General features: G+C 58.2%; 12 protein-coding genes and 1 pseudogene. 9 read left to right on the top strand and 4 right to left on the bottom strand.

All coding sequences use genetic code 11. The features are described 5' to 3' along the window. The first annotated feature begins 30 nt into the window (after positions 1–30). Both istA and istB read left to right on the top strand, forming a co-directional pair. Positions 31–1,275: pseudogene (gene istA / locus ASE71_RS06330) on the top strand (IS21 family transposase). Further along, a complete protein-coding gene (gene istB, locus ASE71_RS06325; RefSeq protein WP_089046329.1) occupies positions 1,272–2,063 on the top strand; it encodes an IS21-like element helper ATPase IstB in 792 nt (263 codons plus the stop codon). Before istA ends, istB begins: the two are co-directional and overlap by 4 nt. Before the next feature lie 43 nt (positions 2,064–2,106). On the opposite strand, the gene ASE71_RS37585 is transcribed toward istB, so the two are convergent. After that, positions 2,107–2,580 carry an autoinducer binding domain-containing protein gene (locus ASE71_RS37585; protein ID WP_162251860.1) on the bottom strand — a complete coding sequence of 158 codons (474 nt, stop codon included), beginning with the start codon at positions 2,578–2,580 and terminating at the stop codon, positions 2,107–2,109. Positions 2,581–3,272: 692 nt separating this feature from the next. Between ASE71_RS37585 and ASE71_RS34920 the strand changes: the two genes are divergently transcribed. The 3 genes from ASE71_RS34920 (at position 3,273) to ASE71_RS06315 (ending at position 5,162) form a co-directional block, all read left to right on the top strand. Beyond that, positions 3,273–3,560: a SemiSWEET family sugar transporter gene (locus ASE71_RS34920; protein ID WP_082566491.1), complete on the top strand. Its 288-nt coding sequence runs from the start codon at positions 3,273–3,275 to the stop codon at positions 3,558–3,560. Continuing rightward, on the top strand, positions 3,544–4,656 hold the full coding sequence (locus tag ASE71_RS06320; protein ID WP_060520180.1) for an exo-alpha-sialidase: 1,113 nt from the start codon (positions 3,544–3,546) through the stop codon (positions 4,654–4,656). Before ASE71_RS34920 ends, ASE71_RS06320 begins: the two co-directional genes overlap by 17 nt. A 272-nt stretch (positions 4,657–4,928) precedes the next feature. Continuing rightward, a complete protein-coding gene (locus ASE71_RS06315) occupies positions 4,929–5,162 on the top strand; it encodes a hypothetical protein (RefSeq protein WP_029742822.1) in 234 nt (77 codons plus the stop codon). 398 nt (positions 5,163–5,560) lie between these two features. Here the strand turns inward: ASE71_RS06315 and ASE71_RS06310 are convergent, their stop codons facing one another. Then, positions 5,561–5,761: a hypothetical protein gene (locus ASE71_RS06310; protein WP_060520156.1), complete on the bottom strand. Its 201-nt coding sequence runs from the start codon at positions 5,759–5,761 to the stop codon at positions 5,561–5,563. Between the two features lie 852 nt (positions 5,762–6,613). Here ASE71_RS06310 and ASE71_RS06305 point away from each other — a divergent pair. After that, positions 6,614–7,252 (top strand): hypothetical protein, encoded by a 639-nt coding sequence (locus ASE71_RS06305; RefSeq protein WP_060520155.1) that lies wholly within the window; start codon positions 6,614–6,616, stop codon positions 7,250–7,252. Between the two features lie 366 nt (positions 7,253–7,618). Here ASE71_RS06305 and ASE71_RS06300 read toward each other — a convergent pair whose 3' ends face one another. After that, on the bottom strand, positions 7,619–7,879 hold the full coding sequence (locus tag ASE71_RS06300) for a hypothetical protein (RefSeq protein WP_034796848.1): 261 nt from the start codon (positions 7,877–7,879) through the stop codon (positions 7,619–7,621). An 819-nt stretch (positions 7,880–8,698) separates the two neighbouring features. On the opposite strand from ASE71_RS06300, the gene ASE71_RS36785 reads away from it, so the two are divergent. Then, positions 8,699–8,911 carry a hypothetical protein gene (locus ASE71_RS36785; protein ID WP_082566493.1) on the top strand — a complete coding sequence of 71 codons (213 nt, stop codon included), beginning with the start codon at positions 8,699–8,701 and terminating at the stop codon, positions 8,909–8,911. 548 nt (positions 8,912–9,459) lie between these two features. Here ASE71_RS36785 and ASE71_RS06290 read toward each other — a convergent pair. Further along, a complete protein-coding gene (locus tag ASE71_RS06290) occupies positions 9,460–9,672 on the bottom strand; it encodes a hypothetical protein (RefSeq protein WP_134888074.1) in 213 nt (70 codons plus the stop codon). A 1,650-nt stretch (positions 9,673–11,322) separates the two neighbouring features. On the opposite strand from ASE71_RS06290, the gene ASE71_RS06285 reads away from it, so the two are divergent. Together ASE71_RS06285 and ASE71_RS06280 are read left to right on the top strand one after the other, a co-directional pair. After that, positions 11,323–12,123, top strand: coding sequence for a DUF2092 domain-containing protein (locus ASE71_RS06285; RefSeq protein WP_082566492.1), 801 nt, complete (start codon positions 11,323–11,325; stop codon positions 12,121–12,123). A 53-nt stretch (positions 12,124–12,176) separates the two neighbouring features. Beyond that, positions 12,177–12,446 carry a hypothetical protein gene (locus tag ASE71_RS06280; protein ID WP_371814293.1) on the top strand — a complete coding sequence of 90 codons (270 nt, stop codon included), beginning with the start codon at positions 12,177–12,179 and terminating at the stop codon, positions 12,444–12,446. The last annotated feature ends 25 nt before the right edge of the window (positions 12,447–12,471 follow it).

Below are 12,471 nucleotides of genomic sequence, written 5' to 3'. Positions count from 1 at the left end.
ATCTCCGCGAGATTGGCGCGGAGAGAAGCGATGCTCGAACCGGACGAGGTGACTGCGATGCTGCGGCTCAAGAAGCTGGGGTGGGGCACGCGGCGGATCGCGGCGGAGCTGGGATGCTCGCGCACGACGGTACAGCGATACATCGAGACGGGTGGCTGGCGCGGGTATCGGCGAGCCCGCCGGGAAACGCAGCTCTCGAAGCATGAAGCGTGGGTCCGTGAGCGGTTCTTTCGCCATGGCGGCAATGCTGATGTCGTGCGGCAGGATCTGGCTCGAGAACTCGGCATTGAGGTCAGTCTGCGCACGGTTGAGCGAGCGGTCGCGGGGTATCGGCAGCAGTTGGCGGCATCGGCTTTAGCGACGATGCGCTTCGAGACACCGCCAGGCCATCAGATACAGATCGATTTTGGCGAGAAGCGAATGGAGATCGGAGGCGAGAAAGTCCGCGTCTACATCTTCGTGGCAACGCTTGGCTAAGCGCGTCGCACATACGCGACGGCGTTTCTCCACGACCGTCAGTCTGCCTGGTTCGATGGGATGGAGGCAGCCTTCAGGCATTTTGGCGGTGTCACAAGCGAGGTCCTTCTCGATAATGCTGCGGCATTGGTAACACGGCACGACGCGGTGACCCGCGAGGTCGTGTTCAACGATCGGCTGCATGCCTTCTCCCGCTATTGGGACTTCCGTCCTCGCGCATGTGCACCATACCGGGCTCGTACCAAAGGCAAGGACGAGCGAGGCGTCGGGTATGTGAAGCACAACGCACTTGCCGGACACAGCTTTGACAGCATGGAAGGCCTTCACCTGCACCTTGCGTGGTGGATGCGCACGGTTGCCGATCTTCGATGCCATGGCACGACAGGCGAACCACCACTTGAGCGCTTTGTCCGCGACGAAGCTATGACGCTACACCCACTAAATGGCAGGCCACCATTTCGTCAGATCCGAGAACTGCTGCGCAAGGTCCACGCCGATTGCGCCGTTGAGGTCGACACCAACGCCTACTCAGTCCCGTGGCGGCTCATCGGCGAGATTGTCGAGGTGACGATCAGCGGTGGCCAGGTCCGCGTATTCCATGCTGGTCAGCTTGTCGCGAGCCACGCCGAGTCACACGGGCGTCATCGTCGCCTGACGGATCCCGCCCATTTTGTCGGCGTCAGCGGCTTCGGCATGCCTGTCAAGCAAGCCGCGCAGGCCGATCCGCCCGCTCCCAAGCTGCCCGAACTTCTTCGCCCATTGTCGGAATATGAGCGGTTGATCGGAGGGCAATGGTGATGGCAGTTGATCACGACACGCTGATCGGCTGGCTGAGCCGGCTGAAGCTCACCGCCATCCGCGACCAGCTCGACAACCTTCTTGACGAAGCCTCGCGCGCGGATCTCACCATTCGCGAGACGCTCGCATTCCTGTGCGAACGCGAGATTGCAAGGAAGGACGAGAGACGCATCATCATGGCGATGAAGATCGCGCATTTCCCGCATGCACGAGATCTCGAGGGATTTGATTTCGAGGCGCAGCCCAGTGTCGATCCGCAACAGATACGAGAACTCGCCACCGCCCGTTGGGTGGCAAATGGTGATGCCTTGCTGCTGCTCGGTCCACCTGGCGTTGGGAAGTCCCATCTCGCGATTGCGCTTGGAAGAGAGGTCATCCGTCAAAACTACACGGTGTTGTTCACAACGGCGCAGGCATTGGTCGCAACGCTCGTGAGAGCACATGGCGAAGGACGCCTGGAAGAACGACTTGGGTTTCTCGCCAAGCCCAAGCTGCTCATCATCGACGAGCTTGGCTATCTTCCACTCGAGCCCAATGCAGCCCACTTATTTTTCCAGCTCGTATCGAGGCGCTACGAGCGGGGTGCAATGCTCGTCACCTCCAACCGCAGTGTCGGAGAATGGGGAACAGTGTTCGGCGACCCCGTCGTGGCAACTGCTATCCTTGATCGGTTGCTGCATCACAGCCACGTCATCACAATCCGTGGCGACAGCTACAGGCTACGAGAAAAGCGCCGTAGCGGGCTTCTACAGAAGTCCACGACGGCAGCCGGTATGGAGAGTAACTAAACACCCTTGGCGGACCAGATTTGCGTGTCGCCTAAGGACCAGTTCACGATGACGCTTGATAGTTCCGTCGCATCAGAAGTCCGCAATGCGTCCATTGCTGTCTGGGAAGGCGCCAAGTCACGGAAAATGGCTGCGTTCGCCATTTGGCCCACGGATGGGAATGGTCAAGCCATCCTGTGCCATGGGTGCGGACGGATCTGACCGGTGCTCGAAAAAGACCAGTCCACGGGCAGGAACCCCACCGGATAATGTCGAGGACCGGAGCTACGTCAAAGTAGCCCGGTTCGAGATAGGTCGTAACCCAGGCCTCTGGATAGGTGGTGCAATAATACGGGTACGAATGAGAAGCTCCTCCGGCCCAGACAAGAAACGTCATGTGAGACACGCCGTATCGCCCGCAAAGCTTACTCAAAGCGGGCGAGAGGTCGTCCTGATACTTCGCAGCCCGTAGCGTCCTCAACGACAGGGACAGTATGCGATGGTCGACCCTCAGACGAGCGCTTCGAAATTCGGACATGACGTCCCGCGCCTTGGCACCGGGGTTAGATCCTAACGGCAGAATATCGCAGCTCGAATTGTAGGAATCGACAGTTCGCGACGCGCGAAACACCGTTCGCGGGGTTGGACGCAACATAGAAATAGGGAACTTCCTTCGGGCAACTGTAATTTCGAGAAGCCTATGTGCCCTTTTTATCCAAAGTCTCGGCCGACAGGGACCAACGTTCCGGTAGCAGTACCCCGCTCCGTCAGGGGATGACACAATTAATCGGCTATCGCGAAGGCCTCACCCATCGCGGGATCCGTAGGGAACTGAAATAATTCGCGTATTCTCAAACCATAAAAACGCATTAGGAAACAACCTGTTAATGACATAACGCGGATTACGAAACTGCAACATTTGCTGGGTGTGCGATACCTTGGCTGGCTTCCCCGTCGCAGACTAACCGCATGCCGCGCTCGATGGCCTATCGAAGAAAGTGCAGAGGATCTTGAAGTCGGTGCGAGCAGTGCATTCTGGCTGCGGCAGGAAACAATATCGATCGGCGGACATGGCACGCGAATTATTGCCAGCCTTTCGCTAGCTCACCGCAACCAAGGCCGGTCCTATGCGAGGAACATTTCGCAAGGCTCTCTGTTCGGTCTGCTCACAGTCACAGCGGCTGCGGCGGTGCCCGGCTAGAATCCTGGTCGCACGTTTATGGAGAACACTTGGAAGCAACGCTGCTCATCGGCTATCTCGCCTCAATTTGCTCAGTGGGTAGCTTCGTTCCGCAGGCATGGAAGGTCGTAAAAACAGGCGATACCTCGGCGCTCTCTGCCCGGATGTACGTTCTCACCGTTACCGGTTTTGCGCTGTGGACTGTCTTTGGTGTCCTCAAAGGAGAGTGGCCGATAATTATCGCCAATGCGATTTGCTTTTGCCTTTCAGCATTCATCCTTTTGCGGAAGCTTGGAGGCTGCGAGCGCGGGAATAGAAGAGATGACCGCAAGGTTTGAAGCGATTCATACCGTCGTATATCGGAGACTCGGCGCATTCGCGGGATGGCCCGCGAATTACGGCGTGTGGGCGTGGGGAGACGAAATTGTCTGCGTCTTTGCCACAGGCCGTCTAGGAAGGGAAAGCGAAAACCTTCATCTCGAAGATCAGCATCACGCGTTCACTCCGGTTCAGGCGAGAAGCCTCGATGGCGGCCTGACTTGGCAGGCAGAACCATTCTGTGGGAGCGTACCGGGTGCGCGCAGTCTTTCGGCGGACGAACATGTCACGAAGGACTTGGAAGCAGGACCCAATGTGGACCCGGCGTTTGATCTCATTACTCTCCCCACCCCGATCGACTTTGCCGATGGCGAGCAAGTCGTCATGGCAGCCCGCACCGGGATATCGGGGCGATCAGTGAGCTGGTTTTACGTCAGCAAGGACCGTGCTCGCTCGTGGAATGGGCCTTTTAGGTTCGAAGGGTTGAAGTCTCACGAAGAGGCGCTCTCTGCGCGTACCGACATCATAACGCTGGGCCGACACGACGCTTTGTTTATGCTCACCGCGCCGAAAGCCGATGGGACGGAAGGTCGTATCCTTTGCGCCCGCACGCAAGACGGAGGATTGAGTTTTTCCTCGGAAGGATTCGTCTGGGATGAACAGACGGGGTACGCCATCATGCCGTCGTCGACGCGCCTCGCAGACGGCACGATTTACACAGTCGTTCGTCGTGGGGCCCATGATCGGTTCTGGCTGGAGGCATATCGGTCAGCGGATCTGGGGCGGACTTGGTCCTGTGTCGGTACGCCAGTTCGGAATACGGGGATCATGGGCAATCCGCCTGCGCTTGTCGCTCTGCCCGACGAAAGATTGGTGCTGCTCTACGGTTTTCGAGATCCACCCTTCGGACTAAGCGCTGTCGTCAGCCGCGATAGGGGCGGAACATGGACCGAACCGGCGGTTCTCCGCGATGATGGCGACGATGCGGACCTAGGTTATCCATGCGCCTTGGTTAGACAGGACGGCAAGATTATTGTTGTATACTACTTCAACGATCGAGATGGCCCGGAGCGCTTTATCGCAGCTTCTATCCTAGAATTACCAACCTTAAGTTGAGACTCAATCCATTTGGGCACCCGTCGGACTGGCATGCATGGGAATTCAGACGAAGGTCGCACACGTCAACGACTTTGACAGTATCGCATCGGCCCGAGGTCTGATCGGGACACGTCGTGCTTGGCTTTGCTGAAAGGGAGGTCCAGCCACAGCGAAATCGAAACGAAAAGGAAATCCACATGCGATATTTTGTCAGGACGGCCCTTGCGGTAGGCCTCCGGGAACTTTCGAGCCGAATCTAGCTTTAGGGCTGGGAAGGCTAGAGGTGAACCATGGCGAACTTCAACAACATTCCCGTCGCAGATTTCGCCTACCGACTTGAGGCGATGACAAAGGACGAAGTCTTTTCGGTCATGACTGATCTGGAGGCTGCGAGTGAACGTGTCGAAGGCGCGGAACGCGACGAGGTGTTGGCGCGCATTGTAATAACCGAAGAAGAAATTGAAAAGCGATTTCCGGGTCAGTTGCTCGCGCCATATCGCGAGTGGAAGAGACGCAACCGGTGAGATGGATGCACGGGAAAGGAGCGCCTGACAAGGAGTTGGGGCCGCAGACTTGGCCAGAGCCAGGCGATGACCGCGCTCGGTCTTTCCAGCCCGCGCGGATCGATGAAACCTGGCTCGCAATCATCAATACCGGGTGTGATCGCTTTGCATAAGACGCATCTCAACTTCGCAAACCATTCCCGAACGTGGCGCGAGGAACCTATTGGCTTGGCAGCCGTTGATTCGGGGAAAGGAAGGTGACATGAACCAGATTATCTATCTCGTCGGCCTCGTCGTTATTGTGATCGCAATTCTAGCCTTTTTCGGGATCGGTTAGATTGATTCACAGACAGGTGCGGCCGATGAGTTCACGAAACGTCGTCTGGCCATTGTTTCGGCAAGAATGCTCCGCTGACGGATCAGTGATTCTCGTGCCATGCCTTCCGTAGCTCTGCGACTTTGCGATCCAGATCCACTTTGTACGGTCCGAATTTTGCAAAGAGTTCGCGCGCGGCCAGTGGTTGCAGCCCATGCTGCGCGATAAACTCATTCAGGTCGTAACGCGCATTCCAGCCACGCACTACCTTACTGTATTGCTCTTTGGTGTCTTCGTAGCGCATGGCAAGACTTTCAAACTTAGGAGGGCTGTAGTACGGTTCGCATCCGTCGAAGCACCAACTCGAGTGCCACCGAATTGGTTCCAGTGATGCTGGCCTCCTCAACAGCCAGCACTGCGCGCTATGATAACAGCGCGCGCCGCTTAGCCCACGCCGGCTCATCAGAGCTGAAGGACATAATCGTTTTCGACGATCACGAACCAGTCGCGCGGGCGCTTTTGATCTTGCGCCATTCCTGGAATCCCTATGCCTGCCTATCGCTGCGCTCCGGATTGTTATCGGCTCAATCGCCGCTTTCATGTTCCTCACCGGCCGCTGGACGGTGAACCGTGCCCGGCTCGCTGAGATGTGCCGCGTATCATCGCCGGCGTGTGCCGAGTCAGTTTGGCGGGCCCTCTGTGAGCGAAAGGTAAAAGTCCTGACGCATGAAACTCGCCCGTTCCAAGTAAAAGTCCAGACGCTGAAATTTCGAAGCTGAGGCGCAGCGGCGCGTTGGCCGGAAAAGGAGACTAAGCGATAATCGCAAGGTGTCCGGCTTGAAACGATCCGGGAGCTCGCTCGGCACTGGTTTGAGCAGTACAGCCCGGAAGGCGATACCATGCTGCTGATTGGCGTCAATGTCAGCGCTGGTGCCGCCTCGGCTCGCACCCAAGCTTTATGTAACGGCCGATCGACCGAGGTAGGCGTCTGTCCCGGCCGTCCGCCGGAACATGGGCATCTCCTCAGTTCTAAACGGGGTTTTGCGGTCCCATGACCGGAAACCAACTCGGCATCGACACAGATATGAGGAGGGAACGTGGCAAATCATCCCAAGCTCCGTTGACGCGCGGCCCCTTCAACACCATCTCCTGCGGAATGCCCAAGACGAAGACAAAGAGCAAGGAAAGTGACGATCCCGAACTGATCAGGGAGTGGCCGCTTCCCGTGGTGGCGACCCTCGGATCTGGTGTCAGGCTTAAGGGTATTCTGCAGGAAATCCGGTCCCGGCTACCATCCACGATCCGGAAGTCGCTGGATATGCAGCCAGGCGGGCTGATCCTCGTCATGCCAGAGACTTCGAAGACAGCCTTCAGAGCTACGGCATCGGCCGTCTCCAGCGCGTTGGACGGCATCGCCAACCTTCCGATCATTCCTCGAGAGATCGAGGATATTCTGACGATCACGGCATCAGAGCGGAAGCGCTGGCTCGCAGACGGTCGTCTGCCCAGCGCCGGGACGCGAACGGTGAGGCTACAAGGACGCGCAAGGAAGATCACCTTTCACATATTCGATCCTCGTGTCGTCGAAGATCTACTCGACCGTGGCGCCGTGGATGAGTGGCGAGAAGAAGATATAGCGGCGAAAGCGGAAAATCGCAGGCGGGCCGCGTATCAGGCGAAGTTGACGCGGTCGCTGAGGAAAAAGGAAAAAGTCAAACCAAGCGAGCGAGCCGACGAAGCCGCGACCGGCTTGAGCGGATGGGACGAATTCGGGAGCGACGGTCTCCTTCGATAGGAGTGCCGTCTGTGGAACTTTCCTGCTGGTCGCGGACGGGCCGCTCCCAGTCCCCGACGTAAGCACGGTGACAATTCGAGTAGAACGCGCCGACTTCCCGGTCAACGAGCGTCATGCTCGCGACGCCCCGTCGGCAGGCAATGGCGACCATATCAGACTGGTCCAGAGGTTTCCTTCATTTGCAACAACGCCACCCGTTTTCGTCGCCATTTACCTCGCACATCGCTATCCCCGCGTAAAAGAGGCGGTATCCAGCGGGGGCAGACAAAACGCACGATGCGTCGCTTGGCAATCGCTTCTCCGCGCAGATGGAATCCTCACCCAGGAATTCCTCTCATCAGACCCGGGGCGAGCCATCTAGTCCGTCTACTCACGCTCGACGAACTTGTTGAAGCGGCTAGTCTTGCCGCCTTCCGTCTTCTCCTGATGAAGAAAGGCAAGCCGGCTGCTCTCGAAAATCTCGAAGAACTCATCCCAGTTGATCTCTTCAAGGTCCTCGTCCTTCTCGCCAAAGTCGATCCGAAGAATGCCACCCTTGCCCTTCGTGCGAACCGCAGCGGGCCGGCCCTTACGCTGTTCAACCCATTTACGGATTACGTCATGGTCGGTGGTCGTCGAACTGCTCATTGGATTCCTCCCGTTTAGCAGTGGTTCCGATGGAGTGACAAACTTTTGGGGCCGGCCGTCGGTTCCGTGGAGCACCTCGCTATTCGTGATTTTCGTAGCGTATTCAGCAGCACAAGGCTCTCTGCGTACTTCGCGCCATTCTCCCCAGCGTCTCGACCTGCGCGAGGTTGCCCTCGTGATCGGCCTGTTTGACACGCCGAAACAAGGCGTTCGCCGCCGCCCGGCGAACGGCATCCTCCCTAGGCCTCGTGGTCGCGGCGTAACATCGCATTGACGGCCGCCAGGATCTCGGGGAATCCCTCCTCCGGTAGACGGTCGAGAGTCCATCCCCTCCCCTTTCGACAACATCATGCAGGTAGGGCACGACTTGGGCCTCGTTACCCTGGACGGCCTCTGCCACCCGCCGGCAATGTTCGAAATAGAAGCGACGGTCTTATCCGTCTGTGCCTCATAGCGACAAGCGGGGATTCTGCAAAGCATGCTTATGAGCCTGAAGTGCCGTTGCCCGTGCGCCTTGGCGGCCTATCCGCCAAGGCGTTACACCTCTTCCTCCTTTTTCTCCGGAGCTTTGCGCGGAGCCACGGCAGTCCCGCGACGACGGTCTGACAACATGCGGGCAGTCCCAAATACTGGTTCGGTTCCAGAATTGAAATCTAGAATTCCTGTCCAGGGCTGCTCCGGTGATCCTCTCGATTTTTCTGCGCTTCGTGTCTCGAGAGTCAAAACCTGTTGCCCCGCCTCACCCAAGACGGGAGGATTGCCCTAGCAAACGGAACATTGAGAAGACGGAGCAGTTAATACCGGAAAGGAGACGTGACTATGGGTATGAACAAACCTCGGGACGGCGCGCCCGGTACGACCGACCAATCCCCCCGCTGGGAGGGCCCCAAAGAGTCTAGGCCGCGTGGCTATCTACCAGCCAAAGACGACCCCGACACGGCACGTGACGCCGTGGGCGAGACAAACAAGGACCCCGAGCGCAACCGCCCCTCCCACGCCTTGAAAGCGAAGGAACGCCGCGGTGGAGAATAAACGCGAGACCGAAGCGTTCGCCGCGTCCCAGGCGGGGTTCGCCCATCCCAGGCGGACCGCGAGGCCTACGGGGTTGCCAGCGCGAACCGACCGTCATCACCGGCTCTCAGGATGCCCGGGAAAAAAGAATGGGACGTCGGCTTCGACAGCGAACCGCCAGATCGTTCGTGAAACAGTCAGTGAAAGTCGATCACTCCCGCGCATGTCGGCGCCGGTGGGGCATAATCCATCCGTGTCGATAAAGCCGTCTCCGCAGTCGTCCATAAACCATCGATCGCGAAGAGCAACCACCCTTGCACCCGCACGCCTACCAACCAGCCAGAAGGGCCGCGAGCCTGTTAATCGGTCAGTAGTAGCTAAACGCAGCATCTCATCGCACACCTCGTACTTTTTCGACCGCCGTTTCCAAGTGCGAGTTTCTGGTCATGGATTGCTGCGGGCCCCAATCTTTCCCAGCTCCGAAGTTCTCTCAGGGTAGGCTAGGCAAAAAAGAACCGCCCGCGGCTTTGGCGGGCGGTCCTTTTTCACGTCAGAAAACCCAGCGGGTTCTACTCGCGAGCCGGCAGATCGGGATCTTCCTCATCGGGCTCCGGCTCCCGTGGGGAGATTTCATCTTCTTCGTCGTCGTCCAATTCCTCATCTGCGTTTTCTTCATCAGATCCGGGGAGGGGCTTTCGTGGATCCTGCTCATCGCTGTGTCGAACACCATTACCATTGCCCACGGGATCATCAGGTCGTTCGCGTCCTTGTCCGCTTGCCATCTTAAAGACCTCAACTCTTTCGATCGCTGCTACGGCTCGCGCTGGAGGCGCCACTGGATCCGCTTTTCTTGCCCCCGGACCCGGAGCTCTTCCCGCTTCCGCTTTCTCGGCTGCTGGATGCACGCTTGTTTTCGTTCTTGCTACCTTGCTCGCCAGCTTTTCGATTTTGCTCGCTGCTGCCGCCTTGGCCGCCTTGGTTTGGCATTTTCGTTCTCCTCGGTTCGCGCACCACCGTCCACTCGGCTGGTGTATGCGTCCAAACACAGCCGAAAGGAAATGTTCCGCGGTCTCGGTGCTTTATCGCAGCGACACTGCGCCATTCGTCATTTACTCCTCAGCGCCGCTGCAAAAATGGCAAACATTTCATGTTATCTGTGTCCAAGATCGGCTCTCGGACTCAAACCCGTCCGGTGACGCCGGCTTGCAGAATCAAACGATCGACCACCGGCCAGTCCTCGATTTGGGGCGATACGGATCAGCGCGCGGCGATAAAACCTCGATGGGTCAAGCCTTCACTATCGAGCGATCTCGCCGTCCGCGGTACTGCCCCCTTTCGGGCCGCACGCGGCCAGGTCGATCGTTCATCAAGGAACCAAGAGGAATATGATCATGCCTGCCGCAATCAGGCTGAGCCCCGCCCAATTTCTCGTTGGACCGAGGAAGCCAAGGCCTTGTCCTTTTGGCTCAAGTGTCGGAGGTGCGCCATCGTCGGAAGTACGCGGACGGCTCAATGGGCGCCCCGCAAGTGCCTCCCAGCAAAGGAGAAGTACGCCGAGCACGATGCAAGCGGCACTGATTAGAACGAAAATTGACACAGAGACCTCCTCATCTGTTGCGCGTTCCCCGGCGATTTGGAAAAGGAGCACCGCATTCTCTTACCAATCCCGATGCTGCCACTCTTTGGGTTTCGCTAGGATCCAACTCGCCAAGCAGCAAATGGTTCTCCACGGACGGCTGACCAATCAGCAGCCGACCCGAGTAATGGTTGACGTCACCGAAACCATTCGGGCGGTTCCCAGGCGTCGGTTGCTGTCGGTCATCGCTTTTCCTGCGGGCACTTGCTTGCTCGCAACGAACGCGGAGCGGAGGAAGCCGGATGACGGGCGCTTGAGGGGTGAAGTCCCCTGCCGCTGGTGTGGATGACAGTATGACGTCTTTGCACTCACGAAGCACTCCAATACCTCGATCACCTCGCTACGGAGATATGGGCGGAGGGCTCTCCAATCGGAAATGCATGTGAGGGCACCGATGGACCCAACTTGTCACACGCCAAGTCAATGATTTGCGCAGTCATGCCAATACCGACGTATTCGGCGCCCGAGACTTTGCTTGCGGTCTCGCCCGCATTCCTGACATTTGAACGCAAGCCGGATCGCCTTACTGCGACGCGATCAGACTCCTCAAAATCAACCGCAGATTTGCGTGTCGCTGCAACGTCCGCTGCCCCGACCCCTTTAACCTTATTCCGAAAGCGTGCGCTGAATGTAACATTGAAAGTGCAACTTGGCGTAAAATGGTAAGAAGAAACGCGGCAAATACAGCAGTAATGCCACGGGCTGGGGGGCCTTCACAACCAAGTTGTTCGCAGGAGCAAGAACTGTTGCGAGTCCTGGCCGGCAAGCGAAATCAACGAGGCTTCAGGGTGAGCGAATGAATGGCGGACTGAGGTTACTTAGCGCGGCTTGGCGGCGCCGATTTACCGGGATGTTAGTGGTTGCTGGTAGTGTGGTGGCTTGGCCGGTATCGGCGCAGAACAGAATCGAGCCGGAGGCCGAGCGGATCCTCGCCGCAATGAGCGAAAATCTCAAGTCGACGCAGACTCTTAGTGTCGCCTACGACGCGGATCAGGAAGTCGTCAATCTGCAGGGTCAGAAGATCCAGTACAGCGCCTCCGGCTCCATCGCCGTCGATCGCGCACAAGGTTTTCGAATGAAGCGCATGGGCCCCCTTGCGAGCGCGGAGGTGATATTCGATGGCGATACGATATCACTGCATGACAAAACACGGAACGTTTACGCGCAGTTGCAGAGCCCCGGCCAAAGTGTGGAAGATGCAGCCGAGGAGCTTCGCGCCACTACCGGACTTGACGCTCCGGGAGCGGAATTTCTATCAGGCGATCCTTATGCCGTCCTCACTGACGGCGTGACAGAAGGAATCGTTGTCGGATCGGCATTCGTCAACGGGGTGGAGTGCGATCAGCTCGCCTTCAGGACCGATATCGTCGACTGGCAGATCTGGATCAGCAAGGGCAGCGGGCCTTTGCCGCTCAAATATGTGATCACGACCAAATGGACGACCGGGGCGCCGCAGTATACGCTGCGGCTCAGCAACTGGAAGTGGGATGGAATCGACGCCGCGCAGTTTAAATTCACGCCGCCAGCGGCTGCCAACAAGCTGGAACACGTCCACGCCGATGTCACCGGCGAGCTTTCTCTGGAGACGGGGCAATGACGACGAGCAAGCTGCACGGAAAGATCCTTTCAGTCGCCATCGCCGGCCTAGCGATGCTTGCGGCAGACACTCTCGTTCCCGCGCCGTTCGGTTCGATCGTACCCGAGGCGCAGGCGGTCGTGGGACGCCCGCTGACACCAGGAAGTGTCGCCGGTGTTGCCCGCCGTACCACGCGCCGAGTGATCCGCCGCTCCACGATGTATGTCGCCGCACTTCCCACGGGCTGCGTCAGCACTAGTGTCAATGGCACCGCGGTGTGGCATTGCGGCGGGGTCTACTACCAACCGTACGGCGGGCGTTACGTCCTCGTTTACATCGACTGAACTCAGTGCATTACATCGCAACTCA

Source organism: Ensifer sp. Root954, from assembly GCF_001429005.1.
Taxonomy (GTDB): domain Bacteria; phylum Pseudomonadota; class Alphaproteobacteria; order Rhizobiales; family Rhizobiaceae; genus Ensifer; species Ensifer adhaerens.
The sequence above is the reverse complement of the archived record's forward strand: the minus strand, read 5'-3'. Positions and strand labels throughout refer to the sequence as shown.

What these genes read in the sequence shown, in the direction of transcription:
- ASE71_RS06320 (WP_060520180.1), top strand. Translation starts at nt 3,544, where the DNA reads ATGACCGCAAGGTTTGAAGCGATTCATACCGTCGTATATCGGAGACTC.
- ASE71_RS06285 (WP_082566492.1), top strand. Translation starts at nt 11,323, where the DNA reads ATGAATGGCGGACTGAGGTTACTTAGCGCGGCTTGGCGGCGCCGATTT.
- ASE71_RS06310 (WP_060520156.1), bottom strand. Translation starts at nt 5,761, where the DNA reads ATGCGCTACGAAGACACCAAAGAGCAATACAGTAAGGTAGTGCGTGGC.
- ASE71_RS37585 (WP_162251860.1), bottom strand. Translation starts at nt 2,580, where the DNA reads ATGTCCGAATTTCGAAGCGCTCGTCTGAGGGTCGACCATCGCATACTG.
- ASE71_RS06300 (WP_034796848.1), bottom strand. Translation starts at nt 7,879, where the DNA reads ATGAGCAGTTCGACGACCACCGACCATGACGTAATCCGTAAATGGGTT.
- ASE71_RS06280 (WP_371814293.1), top strand. Translation starts at nt 12,177, where the DNA reads ATGCTTGCGGCAGACACTCTCGTTCCCGCGCCGTTCGGTTCGATCGTA.
- ASE71_RS06305 (WP_060520155.1), top strand. Translation starts at nt 6,614, where the DNA reads ATGCCCAAGACGAAGACAAAGAGCAAGGAAAGTGACGATCCCGAACTG.
- ASE71_RS06290 (WP_134888074.1), bottom strand. Translation starts at nt 9,672, where the DNA reads ATGGCAAGCGGACAAGGACGCGAACGACCTGATGATCCCGTGGGCAAT.
- ASE71_RS36785 (WP_082566493.1), top strand. Translation starts at nt 8,699, where the DNA reads ATGGGTATGAACAAACCTCGGGACGGCGCGCCCGGTACGACCGACCAA.
- ASE71_RS06315 (WP_029742822.1), top strand. Translation starts at nt 4,929, where the DNA reads ATGGCGAACTTCAACAACATTCCCGTCGCAGATTTCGCCTACCGACTT.